The sequence below is a fragment of the Anaerobium acetethylicum genome (assembly GCF_900096945.1).
Taxonomy (GTDB): Bacteria; Bacillota; Clostridia; order Lachnospirales; family Lachnospiraceae; genus Anaerobium; species Anaerobium acetethylicum.
This window is the reverse complement of sequence record NZ_FMKA01000003.1, coordinates 156616-175547: the sequence shown is the minus strand read 5'-3', so window position 1 is coordinate 175547 and position 18932 is coordinate 156616. Positions and strand designations below refer to the sequence as shown.

Below are 18932 nucleotides of genomic sequence, written 5' to 3'. Positions count from 1 at the left end.
AAAGAAAAAACAGGAGGAATGAACAATGGGAAGAGCGTTAATCATAGGAGCAGGCGGCGTTGCAAGTGTTGTAGTACACAAATGCTGCCAGAATTCAGACGTATTTGAAGAAATTTGTATTGCAAGCAGGACGAAGTCCAAATGCGATGCATTAAAGGCAAAGTTAGACGGAGGAAAGACAAAGATTCAGACAGCACAGGTAGATGCCGACAATACGGAAATGCTGATCGATCTGATCAATGAGTTCAAGCCAGACATCGTTATCAATGTTGCCCTTCCATACCAGGATCTTACAATCATGGATGCGTGTCTTGCCACAGGGGTCGACTATGTGGATACAGCGAATTACGAACCTCTCGATACTGCAAAATTCGAATATAAATGGCAGTGGGACTACAGGGAAAGATTTGAAAAGGCAGGAATCACAGCACTTCTCGGATCAGGATTCGACCCTGGCGTAACAGGCGTATTCTGCGCATATGCACAGAAGCATTATTTTGATGAAATCCATTACATCGATATTCTGGATGCAAATGCTGGCGATCACGGATATCCGTTTGCAACCAACTTCAACCCTGAAATAAACATTCGTGAAATCACAGCAAAGGGAAGCTACATCGAAAACGGAGAATGGGTTGAAACCGAACCATTGGAAATCAAGAAGGTTTATGATTTCCCGGAAATCGGACAGAAGGACATCTATCTTCTTCACCATGAAGAGCTTGAATCACTGGCGCTTAATATTAAGGGAATCAAGAAAATCCGTTTCTGGATGACCTTCTCTGAAAAATACCTGACACACCTTAAGGTGCTTGAAAATGTCGGAATGACTTCTATCGAACCAATCGAATTCGAAGGAAAACAGATCGTTCCGCTTCAGTTTCTGAAGGCAGTCCTTCCGGATCCTGCTTCGTTAGGACCAAGGACGAAAGGCAAGACAAACATCGGCTGCATCATGCAGGGAGTCAAGGACGGAAAAGAACTGACTTACTATGTATACAACGTATGCGACCACGAAGAATGCTACAAGGAAGTAGGCTCACAGGCCATCTCCTACACGACAGGCGTGCCTGCAATGATTGGCGCCATGATGGTGATGACCGGAAAATGGAAAAAACCAGGCGTTTTCAATGTCGAGGAATTTGATCCGGATCCATTCATGGAAGCATTAAATAAATGGGGATTACCTTGGAAAGAAAGCTTCGCTCCGACATTGTTGGAGGATTAGCAGATCCTTTCCAAAAGAAAGCGAAAGGACGTGCAGTCAAAATGAATTATAACGAATTTCCTTCGCCATGCTATGTTGTGGATGAAGACCTTCTTAGAAAGAACCTGGAGATATTAAAATCAGTCGAGGACCGGACAGGATGCCACATCCTGCTGGCCCAGAAGGCTTTCTCCATGTATGCGACATTCCCGCTGATCGGGCAGTATCTGGACGGGGTCACTTCAAGCTCGCTTTTCGAGGCCAGATTAGGATGCGAGGAAATGGGCAAAGAAGTGCACATCTACGCCCCTGCGTACAGGGAAGACGAGTTCGATGAAATACTGAAGTACAGCGGCCACATTGTATTCAATTCCTATACCCAGTGGATAAAGTACCGGGATAAGGTAAAGGCGTGTGGAAAACATGTCGAATGCGGAATAAGGATCAACCCTGAATATTCCGAAATAGAGACGGATATCTATAATCCGTGTTTTACCAATTCAAGGATGGGGATGACACTTAAGAACTTTGAAGCCCATGACTTCGAGGGAATCGACGGGCTGCATTTCCATACCATGTGCGAGCAGAATTCCGATACCCTCTGGAGGACGGTCCAGGTTGTTGATGAAAAATTCGGAAAATATCTGAAGAACCTGAAATGGATTAATTTTGGAGGCGGACATCACATCACCAGGGATGATTACGACATTGAAACCCTTGTGAAGTCCATCCTGTTCATCAAGGAAAAATACGGAATTGAAGTATACCTGGAACCGGGTGAGGCGGTTGCTCTGAATACCGGCTTCCTGATATCCACGGTGCTTGATGTCATGGAAAATGGAATGGAGATTGCGATACTGGACACATCAGCAGCCTGCCATATGCCTGACGTGCTGGAGATGCCTTACAGGCCGAACGTAATCGGGGCAGGGCAGCCGGGCGAATATCAGCATACCTATCGTTTCGGAGGACCTACCTGCCTTGCAGGCGATATCATAGGGGACTATTCCTTCAGGGATCCCCTCAGGCCTGGCGACAAGGTGGTTTTCTGCGACATGGCAATCTACTCCATGGTAAAGAACAATACCTTCAACGGAGTCAATCTTCCTTCCATAGCCTTGTTCAGCGAGGCGGAGGGCGCCAGGGTGCTGAAGACTTTCGGGTACGAGGATTTCAAGTCCCGTCTGTAGAGGGAATGAGAAAACCGCAAAGAGAGCTGGCCGTAGTGCCGGCTTTCTTTGCGTTATAGAAAATTGTTCGTTTCTGTAACGCAGAACCCATCGTGTAGGAAGATAAAACTGCTCTGCCGAATAAAAATGATGATAATATCGGTAGTTTATTTATTATAACTATTGAATAAATATTGTCAATCATTTAAAATATTAGTAACTAATTATGTAATTCAAAGCCGTTTTGGCTGAAAATTGCAGAAGATGAAGAAGGTCATTCAAGCGACCGCGCCCTCGGGCACCAAAGCCTTCCAGGGCAGGCTCTTTGTCATATCAGTTGATTAAACCGTCTTTTGAGAGATGGAAAATACAAAAGAAAGAGGTAATGAGTATGAGCGATTTAAAAGGCACAAAAACAGAAGCAAATCTTTTGGCTGCGTTTGCAGGAGAATCACAGGCAAGGAACAAATATACCTACTATGCTTCCAAAGCGAAGAAAGATGGTTACGAACAGATCGCGGAATTATTCCTCGAAACAGCAGAGAATGAAAAGGAACATGCTAAAATATGGTTCAAACTGCTGCATGACGGAATCGCAGACACCGCAGTAAATCTTGCAGATGCTGCGGCTGGCGAGAATTATGAATGGACAGATATGTATGCAAATTTTGCAAAAGATGCGAGAGCAGAAGGCTTTGAACTGATTGCAGATCTTTTTGAAGGCGTAGCCCTGATCGAAAAGGAACATGAGGAAAGATATAGAAAACTGCTGGCAAATCTCGAAGGCGGACTTGTATTCTCAAGAGACGGAGATGCTATATGGCAGTGCGGAAACTGCGGACATATATTTGTCGGTCCAAAGGCTCCGGATAAATGCTCTGTATGCGATCATCCACAGGCATACTTCAGGCTTCAGGCAAAAAACTATTAATACAGGATAATTACTCTGAACGTATAATGAAGGAGGAAGACGAATGAAGAAGGAAGCAAAATTTTTTATCTGTAAACACTGCGGAAATCTGGTTACTTTCATTGCAGAATCAGGCGTACCTATGATATGCTGTGGTGAAGAGATGACAGAAATCGTGCCAAATACACAGGAAGCAGCAACAGAAAAGCATATACCTGTAATAACCAGGACCGGCCTTGAGTATAAGGTGAAGGTCGGAAGTGTCGAACATCCGATGATTCCTGAACACTATATTGAATGGATTTATATGGAAACCAAAAAAGGGTTTTCTTTGAAATACCTTAATCCTGGCGAAATGCCTGAAGTTGTCTTTAAGGCAGATGAAGATGAGCCGGTAGCTTTTTATGCTTATTGCAATATCCATGGCTTATGGAAGGCTGAAAAATAAGATTCCGTCCGTCACCTTAATGCCGGATGACGGCAGAACAGAACCTCTGAACAGATGTAATTTTTGACATCGTTTCAGGGGTTTTGTGATTTTATCACAGAATCTTTTGTAGCCCGCTGATATAATGTGATTGTAGAAACATTAACAATGATTTCCGGGAATAAAAAATCAGACCGGGAATGATATATATATGAGAGGATGGGTCATTATTATGGGTAAAAAGGTAGTAATTATAGGTGGAGTTGCCGGAGGTGCTTCTGCAGCGGCAAGGCTGAGAAGGCTGGACGAGCAGGCTGAAATTATCATGATGGAAAAAGGGGAATACATTTCATTTGCCAACTGCGGGCTCCCTTATTACATAGGCGGGGAAATTACCGAAAAGTCGGCGCTTACTCTTCAGACACCAAACAGCTTCCATGCAAGGTTCAATGTGGACGTAAGGATAAACAATGAAGTGGTTGCAATAGACAAAGAAGCAAAAAAAGTAAAAGTAAAAAAGACGGATACAGGAGAAGTTTACGAAGAAAGCTACGACAAGCTGATCCTCTCGCCAGGTGCGGAACCGATCAGGCCGACAGTAAACGGATTTGACAATCCAAAGGTATTCACTCTCAGGAACATTCCTGATACATATAAAATCAAAGATTACACAAAAAAAGCAAACGTGCATAGTGCCATTGTTGTAGGCGGCGGATATATCGGAATCGAAATGGCTGAAAACCTTTTCAGGGCAGGCCTGGATGTAACCATCGTAGAAGGAGCTGACCATATCATAGCTCCCCTTGATGCTGAAATGGCATGCGACGTACAGAATCATATCAGGGACAAGGGCATTGAGCTGATTCTGAATGACAAGGTCCTTTCCATAGAAGACAGCGGAGAAGGACTTAATGTGAAGCTTGCCAGCGGTGACAGATATGCCGATATGGTAATCCTTTCAATCGGCGTAAGGCCGGAAAGCAAAATTGCAAAAGAAGCAGGCCTTGCAGTGAATGACAGGGGAGCAGTACTTGTAAATGAGAACATGCTCACATCAGATGAAGACATATATGCAGCAGGTGACGTAGTTGCCATTCAGGATTTCGTGACAGGAGGAGAAGGGTATATCCCTCTTGCAGGCCCGGCAAATAAGCAGGGACGAATCGTTGCGGATAATATTACGGGCATCAAAAGCGTTTACAAAGGAACCCAGGGAACAGGGGTGTTGAAAGCATTCGATATGACCGTTGCGACCACTGGAATCAAGGAAGAGGCAGCGAAAAAATCAGGTCTCGATTACGAGAAATCCTACACCTATTCTGCATCCCACGCAACTTACTATCCGGGAGCCGTAAATATGTCGGTCAAGCTGATTTTTGAAAAAGTAAGCGGAAAAATCCTTGGTGCCCAGATCGTCGGATATGACGGGGTTGAGAAACGTCTTGATGTGATTGCGACTGCCATGAGGGCAGGCATGACCATATTCGATCTTACCGAACTTGAACTTTCCTATGCACCGCCATTCTCATCAGCAAAGGATCCTGTAAACATGGCGGGCTTTGTTGCCGAAAATATCATGACAGGGAAAACAAAAGTCTTCCATTGGAATGAAGTGGATAAGCTTCCAAGAGATGGCAGCGTAAATCTCCTTGACATCAGGACAAGAATGGAATACGACAATGGAACGCTTGATGGATTCATGAACATACCTGTAGACGAGCTTCGCCAGAACCTTGACAGGCTGGATAAGACAAAACCTGTATACGTGACATGCCAGATAGGGTTAAGGGGCCATGTAGCATGCAGGATACTCAGCCAGAACGGCTTCGACTGCTATAACCTTTCAGGAGGCTACAGGCTTTATGCTTCAATCAAGAGGAGCAAAGACTACAAGCCGGGACAGTTCGTTAAAAAGATTGACAACAATATTGGGAATATAGAGACTTTCGGTCCAAGTGACGAGCAGAAGGAAAAGGAGATACCTGATGCCGGAAAAAAGCTGATTAAGGTAAATGCATGCGGGCTGCAGTGCCCGGGACCTATCATGAAGCTTGCGGATGCAATGGCGCAGGCTGACAGCGGCGACGTGGTGGAAATCGAAACTACCGATCCTGCATTCGGGTGCGATGTGGAAGCATGGTGCAGAAGGACAGGCAATACGTTTCAGGGTATCGAAAGCAGCAAGGGAATGTCAAAAGCAACCATACAAAAAGGAGGAACATGTCCGGTATCGTCGCCCTGCGCAGGGAACGCCAAGAACCTGATCGTCTTTTCCCAGGATCTTGACAAGGCCATAGCCGCATTCATCATTGCCAACGGCGCAGCCTCAATGGGCAGAAAAGTAAGCATGTTCTTCACGTTCTGGGGACTGAATATCCTGAGGAAGCATGAAGCTGTCCCAGTCAGGAAAGACCCTGTCAGCAGCATGTTCGGCGCAATGATGCCGAGGGGAAGCAAAAAGCTTCCAATCTCCAATATGAACATGGGTGGAATGGGAGCAAAGATGATACGTGCCGTCATGAATAACAAGAACATCGACAGCCTTGAAAGCCTGATTGAAGCATCCCTCAAAAATGGCGTAGAACTGGTTGCATGCAGCATGAGCATGGATGTCATGGGCATCAAGAAGGAAGAACTGATCGACGGCGTTAAGCTGGGAGGCGTTGCGGCAATGCTCGGAAATGCCGAGGAATCCGATATGTCCCTTTTTATATAACAGAAAAAGTTACTGTTCACAGAGCGAGCAGTTACTTCCGGTATCAGGCAAATCATGTCCTGAGAAAAAAATGTTGAATAAAACAGACCAAATCAGTATACTATAGGTATCAGCACATTGGTGAGCGTTGCACTCAGGTGTAGCGCTCATTTTTTGATTTATGAGGGCGGAGTGTCAAAAGCCCATTTACAATACATCATTCGTCAATTTGCACGGTTTTTTGAATGAGGACGTGATGCAAAACATGTTGATTCGCAGCGCGCTCTCGCTTAGATGAAGACGTAGTGGTACGTAAGGCCGGGCTTTCGGCGGTCTTACGTACCAATGGTTGGACTGTTTAGTAGTCCAGTGATGCGAGGTGTTTTTATGCTGCTTTTGCATAAAAACCCGAGTTCTGCGTGCGCCAAATTGCAGTTTCTGCAATTTGTGTGCATCATATGTGACTATGAAGGACGTAGTCCGGAATAGTTACCAACGTCTTCATAAAGCTGCTCATCAATACATGTTTTGTATCACTGTGCTGCAGCTGGCGAATGTGCAAATTGACGAAGCCGGACGTTACAAGGGGCTTTTGACCTGCTAATCTTTATAGGAAATTCCTCGAATTGCCTATAAATCAAAAACGCTCCGCATGGCGGCGCACCCGCGCGATGGTAATTATGCCGCAAAAGCGGTTGCGCACCTGATTTGAAGGAAGAGCATGATGGAAAAGAATTTTGAAAAATCAATGAAGATTACGGATTTTAATATAGAGATAAATAAAGAGAATGTCATGGCGCTTGCGGGCTGCCGCAGGGGGGATCCTGTCTGCAGCGAAATAGAGGAGGAGCTGCCGGAGCTTGCCAGGGAGATGGTCAAGGCGGCAGCTCCCCGGGCATATATCAGGTTCGGAATGATGCGGAGGGAGGAACATGACGACACAGTGATTCCCGCAGTCTATGTGCTGGTGACAGCTGGATGCGGAATGGAGCAGATTTCAGACGGCTATTTTAAGGCGGGAGAGTATCTTTCGGGACTGCTTGCTGATGCCATAGCGGATGATTATCTGTTTCAGGTGGACGGACAGGTTATGGAAGCGGTAAAGGCGGAATGTGCATTGAGACATCTTGGGGTGGCAGGCAGGCTGGAGGCTCCCGCGGATATTCCCCCGGAATTCCAGCAGACAATTATGGAAGAGTCAGGAGCAGCTGAAGATGAAATGATCAGCATGACCAGAGGTTTTATGTTCTGTCCGGTCAAGACCATGGCCTATGTGCTGGTTCTGACGGATGACGAGAAGACTTTCAATGCGCAGCACGACTGTAAAAAATGCGGGGCAAAGGATTGCAGAATGAGAAAAGACAAAACAATCATGATAAAAACAGTAAACAGCGAAAGCGGCGAGGAGACCTGGATCGAATGTGCCGAGGGCCAGAATCTCCTGGAGGCGATGACAGGGGCAGGCGTCTATATCAGCGCACCCTGCGGCGGAAAAGGAACCTGCGGGAAATGCAGAGTACGTATTACAGAAGGACGGCTGGATGCATCACCTTTTGAAAGGATGCAGTTTTCCAGACTGGAAATAAAAGACGGTTTGAGGCTCGCATGCAGGGCATACCCGAAATCAGAGTGTACAGTGGTTTATGGAGGCGGGGAAGACAGCTTCAGGGCCGTGGCGGAATTTGCAGGAACTGACCTGTCAAAAAGCCCGGACCATGGCACTGGGGATGCTGTCCTGGTAATTGCAGCAGATATCGGAACAACGACCATAGCCATATCCCTTGTGGAAAAGGAAAGCAGAAGGGTCGTCCATACTGTGGCTATGATCAACCGTCAGCGTGCATACGGGGCTGATGTCATAGCCAGGATGCAGGCCTCCAATGAAGGGCGCAGGAATGAGCTGCAGTCCAGCATCAGGAGAGATCTGAAGCAAGGGATTGACAGGGTGCTGTCGGAGACGGCGGCCGACAGGAGACTTGTTGAAAAGATGGCGATAGGCTGCAATATGACAATGACTCACCTGCTTCTGGGATATCCATGCAGTACCCTCGGGGTCTATCCTTTTACACCCGTAAATACGGGAACTGTTGAAATGTCCCTGGAGGAGATTCTTGGCACCAGGATGCCGGGCCTTGAGAAGGTAATGGCAGTGGTGCTTCCTGGAATCTCTGCATTCGTAGGAGGAGATATAGTTGCCGGACTTCTGGCATGCGGATTTGCCGAAAATCAGGAAACAGGACTTCTGATAGATCTGGGCACCAATGGAGAAATGGCAATCGGAAATTCAGACAGGATACTTGTAAGCTCGGCGGCGGCAGGACCGGCTTTTGAAGGCGGGAATATATCCTGCGGCGTAGGCAGTGTAGACGGGGCCGTATGCAGCGCCGAAATCAGGAGAGGCACCGGAACCGGCAATGCTTCAATAGGAGAAAGACTTCAGGATGAACCCGGAGGCGGGGAGCAATATGAACTTAATTATGAGACTATCGGCCGAAAACCTCCTGTTGGAATCTGCGGGACAGGCGTCATAGAAATAGCATCTGAACTGATCAGCAGCAAAATCGCAGACGAAACAGGTCTGATGGATGAGAAATACCTTGATGATGGCTATAAAATCGCAGATGGGGCAAACGGAACGCCAATCGTGTTCACCCAGAAGGATCTCAGGGAACTGCAGCTTGCAAAATCGGCAATCCGGGCGGGTGTTGAAACACTGATTCTGAAGTACGGCATATCCTACGGGGATATCGGTACGGTATACCTGGCCGGAGGGTTCGGCTTCAGGATGAATATTGAAAAAGCCCTCCGTATAGGGCTGCTTCCGGTACAGCTGAAGGGAAAGATCAAGGCTGTCGGAAACAGTTCCCTGGGAGGAGCGATCAGGTATCTGACAGACGAGCATGCAGAACGTGATGTTGAAAAAATTCTTCATGCCGCTGAGGAAGTAAGTCTTTCCAACCAGAAGGAATTTCAGGAATTGTATCTGGAGCATATGTTTTTTTAGCACGATGAAGGAAGGGGATTTGTATGGACGATTTTGAAGCACGTTTTTTTGAAAAAATGCCTGAGGCCATTCCGCTGTATGAAGCGGTAAAAGACAGGATATTCAGCAGCATGAAGGACGTAAATATCAAAATTGGAAAGTCGCAGATATCTTTTTATTACGAGAAGAGTTTCGCATTCGTCTGGCTGCCGGTACGCAAGATCAAGAACCGTCCAGATACGTATATCATACTTTCCTTCGGACTAGGACATCAGGTAGAAAGCCCGAGGATTGCAGAGGCGGTAGAGCCTTATCCGGGCAGATGGACCCATCATGTCATTATACAGGATGAAGAAGAGATAGATGAGGAGATTATGGACTGGCTCAGGCAGGCTTATGAATTTTCGACGAACAGGAAATCGCATCCCGGCGATGTTTAGAAGTGAAAGGAAGTGAAAATACGGCAGGGCAGGATAACGGAATCAGGGCCTGCGCCGGAATAAGATGCAGAATACGGGAATTATAGAAATCGACGTACATGAAATGAACTGCTTTCAGGCGAAGGCAATGATCGACAGCAGATTAAAAAAGGCGAAAGCAGATGTCTATGTCCTCAGGGTCGTGCATGGCTACCGCAGCGGTACAGCCATCAGGGACATGGTACGCAGGGAATACAGGAAGCATCCCAAAATAAAAAGGCTTGAGATTTCATCAAACCAGGGGATAACTGATCTTGTGCTGAGGGATCTTTTTTGAAAAATTGGCAGCGAACACTCGGCATGATAGTGAAAAATGCCGGATAAAAGAGTCGGAGGCTGCGTATATATAAGATAGGAGGAAGGTTCAGACAGCATTGAAAAGCGGGACTGAAACCTGACAGAATATGGATTTATTTGATTACATGAGAGATAAAAATTCAAAAAGCGAGTCGCCGCTCGCATCAAGGATACGCCCCACTACCCTTGAAGAGGTAGTGGGACAGCAGCATATTATCGGCGAAGGAAAGCTTCTTTACCGTGCCATAAAGGCAGACAAGCTTGGATCCCTGATTTTTTACGGGCCTCCGGGAACGGGGAAGACGACCCTGGCTAAGGTGATCGCCAATACGACAAGCGCTGAATTCATGCAGCTGAATGCAACTGTGGCAGGGAAAAAGGATATGGAGGAAGTGGTGAAGGCGGCCAAGGACAACCTTGGCATGTACGGTAAGAAAACCATACTTTTCGTGGATGAAATACACCGTTTCAACAAGAGCCAGCAGGACTACCTTCTGCCTTTTGTCGAAGACGGCACGCTGATTCTGATCGGTGCAACCACGGAAAACCCCTACTTTGAGGTAAATAGCGCCCTTCTTTCCCGTTCCGTGATATTCGAGCTGACGGCCCTGGAAAAGACCGATATCCGGCAGCTGATTGAGAGAGCCGTTTATGACCGGGACAAGGGAATGGGAACCTATGATGCCGTTATCGAAGAGGAGGCAGTTGAATTCCTTTCAGATGCGGCAAACGGAGATGCCCGGGCTGCCCTGAACGCAGTAGAACTTGGGATCCTGACCACGAAAAGGTCGGATGACGGAAAAATCCATCTGACTATGAAAGTAGCCGAAGAGTGCATACAGAAAAGAGCCATCAGGTATGACAAGGACGGAGACAATCATTATGATACGATTTCTGCCTTTATCAAGAGCATGCGGGGATCGGATCCCGATGCGGCGGTCTATTATCTTGCAAGGATGCTCTATGCAGGTGAAAGCGTCACGTTCATTGCAAGGAGGATTATGATATGCGCATCGGAAGATGTAGGGAATGCCGACCCGAACGCACTTGTGGTGGCTGTATCTGCAGCACAGGCCGTTGAGCGCCTTGGCATGCCTGAGGCGAGGATCGTGCTGTCCCAGGCTGCATCCTATGTGGCATCCGCACCGAAGAGCAATGCCGCATATCTGGCAATCGACAGCGCCCTTGAGGTTGTGCGGAATACGAAGACAGCTCCGATACCGCCTCACCTTCAGGATGCGCATTACAAAGGCGCAAGCAAGCTGGGACACGGAAAGGGCTATCAATATGCCCACGATTATCCGAACCACTATGTGGAGCAGCAGTACCTGCCTTACGAGCTGAAGGGAACAGTTTTCTACGAACCGGCAGACAGCGGTTATGAAAAAAAGATAAAGGAACATATGGCATTCATTAAAAAAGAGGCGGCACGCAAGAATAAAGAATAAAGAATAAAGAATAAAGAATGGGAACCCTTATTTCATAAGGGTTCCCATTAAGTATGCATATATTTCCTGGCTTTCTTTTCTCCAGTTGTTTGCAATCACTACAGCCTGCTCCTCGACAGGAACAGTAAGAGTAAGGTCGATAAGGTCGGAATTTTTTTCCTTTACAACGCATCTGACCGCATATTCGTTGTTGGTGGTCTTATAGTAATCTGAAATGACGGATACTTCGTTCCTTAAATCATATTCTTTTTCCTTAAGGAATGCATCGATCTCTTCCTTGATCGTATCGGAAATCTTATTCCCGAAATATTCAAGGGTGTTGCGTCCGTCGTCGGTGATCCTGTAGTAGGTGCTGTTCCGAACTGTTTCCAGATTGATAAGATCAGAGTCGATAAGGTCGGAAAACACCTGCTGCAGAGTGAAATACGTCGTATATTCCTTATCCAGAATAAATTCGGAAATCTGGGAATTAGTCAGCGGAAATGAGACCTTATCCAGCATATATAATATGATGAGCTTATATAAAGTTAATGATTCTGACATGCATGTTCCTCCTTAAATTTTCCCTGCCAGGAATTTCTTGTTTTTAATTCGCGGTGTATGGTATTCAGCACAAGCTTCTTATTGGAACTCCATTGAGGAGCTATAAGCAGATTTTTCGGACCGTCCCCTGTGATGCGGTGGATAATGATCTCTTCAGGCAGATGTTCTATGCAACGAATGAGGGTATCTATATAGCCTTCGAAGGTCAGCACGTCGAATTCTCCACGGCTGAAGCATTCTGCTAAAACCGTATTCTTCAGTACGTGGAGCAGCTGCAGCTTGATTCCCTGAATTCCGGCAGAAGCCAGATAGTCTGTCGTTTTCAGCATATCCTCTTCCGTTTCGCCCGGCAGCCCGAGAATGACATGTACCACGACCGGGATTCCCCTGAGCTTCAGTTCTGATAACGCACTGTCGAAACAGGAAAGCGGATAGCCCCTGTTTATGAATTCAGCAGAATCAGGATGGATCGTCTGAAGCCCGAGCTCAATCCATACGGGTTTGATGCGGTTGAGTTCAGCAAGGAGATCGAGAATCTCGCCGCTCAGACAGTCGGGTCTGGTGGCAATTGACAAGATGACGACATCTGGATGAGATATGGCTTCTGTAAATATTTTGCGAAGGTACTCCACCGGAGCGTATGTGTTTGTATACGCCTGGAAATAAGCAATGAATTTATGGCCTGCGGATTTCCGGCTCAACAGACTGATACCAGCCCCAATCTGCCTGCTGACAGATAACGTTCTTGAAGAAGCAAAGTCGCCGGAGCCGCCTTCGCTGCAGAATATGCATCCGGCAGTTCCGATGGTTCCGTCTCTGTTGGGACAGGTCATTCCACCGTCCAGGGATACTTTGTAGATCTTTTCGCCATATGTTTCTTTCAGATAATGATTAAGGGAATAATAAGACTTATCCCCCCAAATACGGGGATTCATATATAAAACACTCCTCTGACGCCAGGGAATAATCTGGCGTAATCTGCTGTTTTTACAATTTGTGTGCAACCTCTGTGACTTTGCAGGATGCAGTCCTGAATAGTTACAATTTATCATAATATTTGGATAAAATCAAATTAATATTATTTTGGCTTTCAAAGCATCCGGTGAATTTAGGGGTTCCATTTTTGGGAAAAAGGAGTATAATGAACAGATAAAAGTCATTAATTTGAGTCGATTGTCGTTTCTGATAGGAATCCCGGATAATTTTTGTTTTTACAGTCAGTCAATAATAAATAATGGTAAAATAAAGTAAGAAACAGGCTGATTTTGGGCTGGCTTGGTTTGAATGGAGGAATAACTATGCGTGAGAAATATGAGTCTTTATCGTTAACAGCATTAAAAGATATTGCGAAAGCCAGGGGAATCAAGCATATTTCGACTATGAAAAAGAGCGAAATTGTGGAAGTCATGCTTTTAGAGGATGAGAAAGCAGCGGCAGGCCAGGAAAATAAAGAAGAGACAACGAACACAGAAACAGAAAGTGCTTCTAAAGAATCAGACGCAAAAACGGAAAGTGTTTCTAAGGAATCAGACGCGAAATCGGAAAGTGCTCCGACTGAACAGGCCAAACCGCAAGAGACCAGAAGCGAATCCCCGCGGGATGCCGAAAGGCCTGAGGCAAAGCCGGCCGTCAGCGACCTGGAGCAGCTTGACAGCGGTCTTATTGCCAATGGCATACTGGAAGTCCTGCCGGACGGATACGGGTTTATCCGCTGTGCAAACTACCTTCCGGGAGAAAATGACGTATACGTTTCACCGTCCCAGATCAGAAGGTTCAATCTGAAGACTGGGGATATACTCAGCGGAAATACAAGGATCAAGACTTCAACGGAAAAGTTCAGTGCGCTTTTATATGTAAAGACAGTGAACGGTCTGCATCCTGCAGAGGCGATGAAGCGAAGGAACTTCGAGGATATGACGCCGATATTCCCCAACAGCAGGCTCAGGCTTGAACGCAGCAACACTGGTAAAAGCGATATTTCCATGAGGATCATGGACATCATTTCCCCAGTGGGCAAGGGACAGAGGGGAATGATCGTTTCCCCGCCGAAAGCCGGCAAGACAACACTTCTGAAAGAGGTTGCGAGGTCCATCAAAGCCAACAGCCCGGATATGCATCTGATTATACTTCTGATAGACGAACGTCCTGAAGAGGTTACGGATATCAAGGAATCGATTGAAGGTGAAAATGTCGAGGTAATCTATTCAACATTCGATGAACTCCCGGATCATCACAAACGCGTCTCGGAAATGGTTCTAGAAAGAGCAAAAAGGCTCGTAGAGCATAAAAAGGATGTTACGATCCTGCTCGACAGCATCACCCGACTGGCAAGGGCTTATAACCTTACTGTTCCGCCAAGCGGCAGGACGCTTTCAGGCGGACTTGATCCTGCAGCGCTGCACATGCCTAAGAAATTTTTCGGCGCCGCACGAAATATGAGAGAGGGCGGCAGCCTTACAATCCTTGCGACAGCACTTGTTGAAACAGGAAGCAAGATGGATGACGTCGTATATGAAGAATTCAAGGGGACGGGAAACATGGAACTTGTACTTGACAGGAAGCTTTCCGAAAAAAGGGTGTTTCCAGCCATTGATATTCCGAAATCGGGAACCAGGCGTGAGGATCTGCTTCTCAGCCCTGAGGAGCTTGAGGCTGTCTATATCATGAGAAAGGCACTCAATGGAATGAAAGCAGATGAAGCTGTTGAGAGAATCATCGATCTTTTTGTAAAAACAAAAAACAATGATGAGTTTGTACAGATGGTCAAAAAAATGAGAATCGTGTAAAACATCATGTTTCCATACAGTTGAAATAGAATGTTACTATTCAAATGCATCCAGCGCAAGGTGTTTTTGTGAGTGTAGCGAAGCGAAAGTCACATAAAACCCGGGGATTGCAGCACGAAATGGTGCATTTCAACCATTTCTGTGCATCGCGAAGCGTGTTACTGGTCACGGAGTGAACAGTAACAATAGGATTGAATGTCTGAAAGAAGAAAAATGTGGCATAAAGAACTTGCAATAGTAAAGTTTATATGCTAAAATAATCAAGATGTTTATAAAAAGACGAGATTGGTTAATGTCAATTTTTATAGGACTAATTTGTAAAGAGGTGAAATTAATGAGAGAAGGAATCCATCCAGAATACCATCAGGCAACAGTTACCTGTAACTGTGGTAACACATTCGTAACTGGTTCAACTAACAAAGAAATTCACGTTGAAATTTGCTCAAAATGCCATTCATTCTACACTGGTCAGCAGAAAGCTGCAGCAGCTCGTGGACGTATTGATAAGTTTAACCGTAAATACGGCGTAAACGCTTAACAATTAGATGCTTAAAGATTAGGTTGAGGTTGAATAATCTCAACCTATTTTTAAATCTCATAGGAAAGTTCACCCTATGAGATTTAAAACGCTCCGCGTGGAAGCGCACTCGCGCAATGTGAATTGTGTCGCAAAAGCGACCGCGCTCGGCGCGAGAGTCTGCCAGGGCAGACTCTCTGTTTATCCAAGCTGGTGAATTTGGAATTGAAAAATATGCTGGACAGCCGGTGCAAAAGCGGCTGTCCTTTTAAAAAGAGGTAAAGAATTATATGAAAACATCAGGAATTGGCGGCCAGGCAGTAATCGAAGGAATCATGATGAAGAACAAGGACAGGTATGCTGTTGCTGTCAGAAAGCCGGACCAGGAAATAGACGTCATGGTCAGTGAGCACAAGAGTATTATTAAGAACGGAAAAATCCAGAAGATGCCGGTTGTAAGAGGTGTTGTTAATTTTATAGATTCCATGGTACTGGGTATGAAGACGCTTACGTATTCAGGAAGCTTTTACGAAGAAGAAGAGCAGCCGACTAAAGCCGACAGGCTTTTTGAGAAGGTGTTTAAGGATAAAGCTGAAAAAGTGGTTATGGGAATCACCGTAGCTGTATCAATTGCAATTGCAGTAGGAATATTTATGATACTGCCTTTTTTTCTATCGGATTTTTTAAGGAGATTCATAGTTTCCGATACCCTGATTGCGCTTGCTGAAGGGGTGATCAGGATTGCTCTGTTCCTTGGATATATCGTGGCAATTTCATTCCTGAAGGATATACAGAGGGTGTTCATGTACCATGGTTCAGAGCACAAATGCATCAACTGCATCGAGCACGGGCTTGAACTTACTGTGGAAAATGTAAGGGCAAGTTCAAAGGAGCATAAAAGATGCGGAACAAGCTTCCTTCTTATTGTAATGGTAATAAGCGTTATATTCTTTATGCTGATCAGGGTCGATTCGACGGTTTTAAGGCTTGTTTTAAGGCTCGTTCTGGTGCCGGTGATAGCGGGAATTGCTTATGAATTCATTAAACTGGCCGGGAATACCGAAAACAGGCTGGTCGATATCCTCAGCAGACCCGGAATGTGGCTTCAGGGACTTACAACAAAAGAACCGGATGACAGCATGATTGAGGTGGCGATTGCAGCAGTTGAGGCTGTCTTTGACTGGAGAGCCTATCAGGCGGAAAACGCAGCAGGAGCAAGTGCGGCACCGGATGCCGGCGCAGGAAGTGCTGCGGATGAGGCAGCTGCACAAAACGCAGTGGCAGCTGACGTAAAAACAACAGTCTGAATAAAGCAGTCTGAATAAAGCAGTCTGAATAAAGCAGTCTAAATGAAGTGGTTTAAATAAAGCAGAAAAAACTGAAAAAGCGGCCGGCAAAATGCAGGGCTGCTTTTTGGGGGGCATTGAAAAATGACGATTGAAGAGACCTTGAAATATGGAAGGGAACAATTGAATAAGGCTGCCGTTGAAAATGGCGATCTGGATGCCTGGTTGCTGCTGGCACATGTTTTGAAGATTGACAGGAATTATTATTTTCTTCACGGAAAAGACAGCATGGGCGATGGGGAGTTCGGCGAATACGAAAGACTCATAGCGGAAAGGTCGAAGCGGATACCGCTTCAGTATCTGACGGGAGAACAGGAATTCATGGGTCTGCTCTTTAAGGTGAATCCGGAAGTTCTGATACCCAGGCAGGATACAGAGATTCTCGTGGAGGAAGCTTTAAAAAGGCTTGAACACGGAATGTCGGTCCTGGATATGTGTACGGGATCAGGCTGCATTCTGATCAGTCTGCTGCATTACCGGAAAGGAATCAGGGGAACTGGTTCGGATATTTCCAAAGGTGCAATCAGAACGGCAGAGGAAAATGCCAGAAACTGTGGCGTGGATGTTGAATTTTGCCTGAGTGACCTGTTTGATCATGTGAGCGGAAAATTCGATATGATAGTTTCAAATCCTCCCTATATAAGATCCGACGTCATTCCGACTCTGATGGAGGAAGTCAGGAGCCATGAACCGATGTCTGCTCTGGATGGTTTTGAAGACGGGCTGTACTTTTACAGAAGGATAATAGACGAAGGCAGAGAATATCTGAATCCCGGCGGATGGATCTATTTTGAAATCGGCCATGACCAGGGAAGAGATGTCATGGAATTGTTTGAAAATATGGGGTACAGAGACATACAGACCGTAAAGGATCTGGCAGGACTTGACCGGGTCGTATATGGGAGATACATGGAAGCGGAATCGTAGCTGTGCAGGAGTGAGTCAGTACGTGTAACCCGCAGTTCATATAAAGTGAGTTAGTAAATTTTGGAGGAAATACAATGTTTGATAGATTAGAGGATTTAATAATCAGATTTGAAGAGATAATGGGAGAACTGAACGAACCAACAGTCACAAATGACCAGACGAGGTTCAGAAAACTCATGAAGGAGCAGAACGATCTTGCCCCTATCGTTGACGCATACAAGGAATACAAAAGCCAGAAACAGAATGTGGAAGACAGCGTCTCGATGCTTGAGGAAGAAAGCGATGAAGAGATGAGAGAGCTTTTAAAAGAAGAGCTCAACAGTTCAAAGGCCCGCATAACAGAACTTGAACAGGAATTGAAAATACTTCTTCTTCCTACGGACCCTAACGATGATAAGAACATTGTCGTTGAAATCCGTGGTGGAGCCGGCGGGGATGAAGCGGCACTTTTTGCGGCGGAGATCTACAGGATGTATGCCAGATACGCTGAAAGAAACCGGTGGAAGGTTGAAATGATAAGCCTTAATGAAAATGGAATCGGCGGATTCAAGGAAGCTGTTTTCATGATCAACGGCCAGGGAGCTTTTTCGAAGCTCAAATACGAAAGCGGTGTCCACAGGGTTCAGCGAGTTCCAGAGACGGAATCAGGCGGCCGAATCCACACCTCTACCATTACCGTCGCAGTGATGCCGGAAGCAGAGGAAGTAGATGTGGAACTGGACATGAACGACTGTAAATTCGACGTGTTCCGTGCATCGGGCAACGGCGGACAGTGTGTCAATACGACGGATTCAGCAGTTCGTCTTACCCATATCCCTACGGGAATCGTTATTTCATGCCAGGATGAAAAATCCCAGCTTAAGAATAAGGATAAAGCTCTCAGGGTATTGCGTGCAAAACTTTATGAACTTGAATGTGCGAAACAGCACGATGCAGAAGCTGAGGCGAGAAGGAGCCAGGTAGGAACAGGAGACCGTTCCGAAAAGATCAGGACGTACAACTTCCCACAGGGGCGTGTTACGGACCACAGGATCAAGCTGACCCTTCATAAACTCGACTCCATCATGGATGGAGAAATCCAGGAACTGATCGACAGCCTGATTGCGGCTGACCAGGCTGCGAAATTAAGCAATTTGCAGGAACAGTATTAATAGAGCAGAGACGGCCGCAGTGTAAATCTGCGGCCTTTTGTTATCGC

At 46.0% G+C, this 18932-nt stretch carries 16 protein-coding genes; 14 read left to right on the top strand and 2 right to left on the bottom strand.

Annotated features, from left to right (window positions below; all coding sequences use genetic code 11):
• The first annotated feature begins 25 nt into the window (after positions 1-25).
• From BJR36_RS05000 to BJR36_RS04960, 9 genes are all read left to right on the top strand, one after another.
• Positions 26-1228 carry a saccharopine dehydrogenase family protein gene (locus tag BJR36_RS05000; RefSeq protein WP_091230961.1) on the top strand — a complete coding sequence of 401 codons (1203 nt, stop codon included), beginning with the start codon at positions 26-28 and terminating at the stop codon, positions 1226-1228.
• Between the two features lie 41 nt (positions 1229-1269).
• Entirely contained in the window at positions 1270-2397 is a 1128-nt protein-coding gene (nspC, locus tag BJR36_RS04995; RefSeq protein WP_091231162.1) for a carboxynorspermidine decarboxylase, read from the top strand.
• 370 nt (positions 2398-2767) lie between these two features.
• Positions 2768-3307 (top strand): rubrerythrin, encoded by a 540-nt coding sequence (rbr, locus tag BJR36_RS04990; RefSeq protein WP_091230959.1) that lies wholly within the window; start codon positions 2768-2770, stop codon positions 3305-3307.
• Positions 3308-3350: 43 nt separating this feature from the next.
• Positions 3351-3734 (top strand): desulfoferrodoxin family protein, encoded by a 384-nt coding sequence (locus BJR36_RS04985; RefSeq protein ID WP_091230956.1) that lies wholly within the window; start codon positions 3351-3353, stop codon positions 3732-3734.
• Between the two features lie 211 nt (positions 3735-3945).
• Complete coding sequence (locus tag BJR36_RS04980; RefSeq protein WP_169823594.1) at positions 3946-6429, top strand: DsrE/DsrF/DrsH-like family protein; 2484 nt, start codon at positions 3946-3948, stop codon at positions 6427-6429.
• 703 nt (positions 6430-7132) lie between these two features.
• Positions 7133-9412: an ASKHA domain-containing protein gene (locus BJR36_RS04975; RefSeq protein WP_169823593.1), complete on the top strand. Its 2280-nt coding sequence runs from the start codon at positions 7133-7135 to the stop codon at positions 9410-9412.
• Positions 9413-9435: 23 nt separating this feature from the next.
• On the top strand, positions 9436-9831 hold the full coding sequence (locus BJR36_RS04970; RefSeq protein WP_091230950.1) for a DUF5655 domain-containing protein: 396 nt from the start codon (positions 9436-9438) through the stop codon (positions 9829-9831).
• A gap of 64 nt (positions 9832-9895) precedes the next feature.
• Complete coding sequence (locus tag BJR36_RS04965; protein WP_091230948.1) at positions 9896-10147, top strand: Smr/MutS family protein; 252 nt, start codon at positions 9896-9898, stop codon at positions 10145-10147.
• A 127-nt stretch (positions 10148-10274) separates the two neighbouring features.
• Positions 10275-11615: a replication-associated recombination protein A gene (locus BJR36_RS04960; RefSeq protein ID WP_091230946.1), complete on the top strand. Its 1341-nt coding sequence runs from the start codon at positions 10275-10277 to the stop codon at positions 11613-11615.
• 27 nt (positions 11616-11642) lie between these two features.
• Here the strand turns inward: BJR36_RS04960 and BJR36_RS04955 are convergent, their stop codons facing one another.
• Positions 11643-12158 carry a DUF4364 family protein gene (locus tag BJR36_RS04955; protein WP_091230944.1) on the bottom strand — a complete coding sequence of 172 codons (516 nt, stop codon included), beginning with the start codon at positions 12156-12158 and terminating at the stop codon, positions 11643-11645.
• A complete protein-coding gene (locus BJR36_RS04950; protein WP_091230941.1) occupies positions 12143-13093 on the bottom strand; it encodes a tRNA modification radical SAM protein MnmL/YtqA in 951 nt (316 codons plus the stop codon). The genes BJR36_RS04955 and BJR36_RS04950 overlap by 16 nt, the downstream gene beginning before the upstream one ends.
• 363 nt (positions 13094-13456) lie before the next feature.
• Between BJR36_RS04950 and rho the strand changes: the two genes are divergently transcribed.
• From rho to prfA, 5 genes are all read left to right on the top strand, one after another.
• Positions 13457-14944, top strand: coding sequence for a transcription termination factor Rho (gene rho, locus BJR36_RS04945; protein WP_091230938.1), 1488 nt, complete (start codon positions 13457-13459; stop codon positions 14942-14944).
• Positions 14945-15278: 334 nt separating this feature from the next.
• The gene (rpmE, locus tag BJR36_RS04940) at positions 15279-15482 is read left to right on the top strand and encodes a 50S ribosomal protein L31 (protein ID WP_091230936.1); all 204 of its coding nucleotides are present in this window, start codon (positions 15279-15281) and stop codon (positions 15480-15482) included.
• Between the two features lie 269 nt (positions 15483-15751).
• The gene (locus BJR36_RS04935; RefSeq protein ID WP_091230933.1) at positions 15752-16768 is read left to right on the top strand and encodes a DUF1385 domain-containing protein; all 1017 of its coding nucleotides are present in this window, start codon (positions 15752-15754) and stop codon (positions 16766-16768) included.
• A 123-nt stretch (positions 16769-16891) separates the two neighbouring features.
• Positions 16892-17734, top strand: a complete 843-nt coding sequence (gene prmC, locus BJR36_RS04930) for a peptide chain release factor N(5)-glutamine methyltransferase (protein ID WP_091230930.1) — start codon at positions 16892-16894, stop codon at positions 17732-17734.
• A gap of 74 nt (positions 17735-17808) precedes the next feature.
• Positions 17809-18885 (top strand): peptide chain release factor 1, encoded by a 1077-nt coding sequence (prfA, locus tag BJR36_RS04925; RefSeq protein WP_091230927.1) that lies wholly within the window; start codon positions 17809-17811, stop codon positions 18883-18885.
• The last annotated feature ends 47 nt before the right edge of the window (positions 18886-18932 follow it).

Coding starts and splice junctions, on each gene's coding strand:
- BJR36_RS04955 (WP_091230944.1), bottom strand. CDS start 12,158: ATGTCAGAATCATTAACTTTATATAAGCTCATCATATTATATATGCTG.
- BJR36_RS04980 (WP_169823594.1), top strand. CDS start 3,946: ATGGGTAAAAAGGTAGTAATTATAGGTGGAGTTGCCGGAGGTGCTTCT.
- prfA (WP_091230927.1), top strand. CDS start 17,809: ATGTTTGATAGATTAGAGGATTTAATAATCAGATTTGAAGAGATAATG.
- nspC (WP_091231162.1), top strand. CDS start 1,270: ATGAATTATAACGAATTTCCTTCGCCATGCTATGTTGTGGATGAAGAC.
- BJR36_RS04985 (WP_091230956.1), top strand. CDS start 3,351: ATGAAGAAGGAAGCAAAATTTTTTATCTGTAAACACTGCGGAAATCTG.
- rbr (WP_091230959.1), top strand. CDS start 2,768: ATGAGCGATTTAAAAGGCACAAAAACAGAAGCAAATCTTTTGGCTGCG.
- BJR36_RS04975 (WP_169823593.1), top strand. CDS start 7,133: ATGGAAAAGAATTTTGAAAAATCAATGAAGATTACGGATTTTAATATA.
- BJR36_RS04950 (WP_091230941.1), bottom strand. CDS start 13,093: ATGAATCCCCGTATTTGGGGGGATAAGTCTTATTATTCCCTTAATCAT.
- rho (WP_091230938.1), top strand. CDS start 13,457: ATGCGTGAGAAATATGAGTCTTTATCGTTAACAGCATTAAAAGATATT.
- rpmE (WP_091230936.1), top strand. CDS start 15,279: ATGAGAGAAGGAATCCATCCAGAATACCATCAGGCAACAGTTACCTGT.
- BJR36_RS04935 (WP_091230933.1), top strand. CDS start 15,752: ATGAAAACATCAGGAATTGGCGGCCAGGCAGTAATCGAAGGAATCATG.
- BJR36_RS04960 (WP_091230946.1), top strand. CDS start 10,275: ATGGATTTATTTGATTACATGAGAGATAAAAATTCAAAAAGCGAGTCG.
- BJR36_RS04970 (WP_091230950.1), top strand. CDS start 9,436: ATGGACGATTTTGAAGCACGTTTTTTTGAAAAAATGCCTGAGGCCATT.
- prmC (WP_091230930.1), top strand. CDS start 16,892: ATGACGATTGAAGAGACCTTGAAATATGGAAGGGAACAATTGAATAAG.
- BJR36_RS04965 (WP_091230948.1), top strand. CDS start 9,896: ATGCAGAATACGGGAATTATAGAAATCGACGTACATGAAATGAACTGC.
- BJR36_RS05000 (WP_091230961.1), top strand. CDS start 26: ATGGGAAGAGCGTTAATCATAGGAGCAGGCGGCGTTGCAAGTGTTGTA.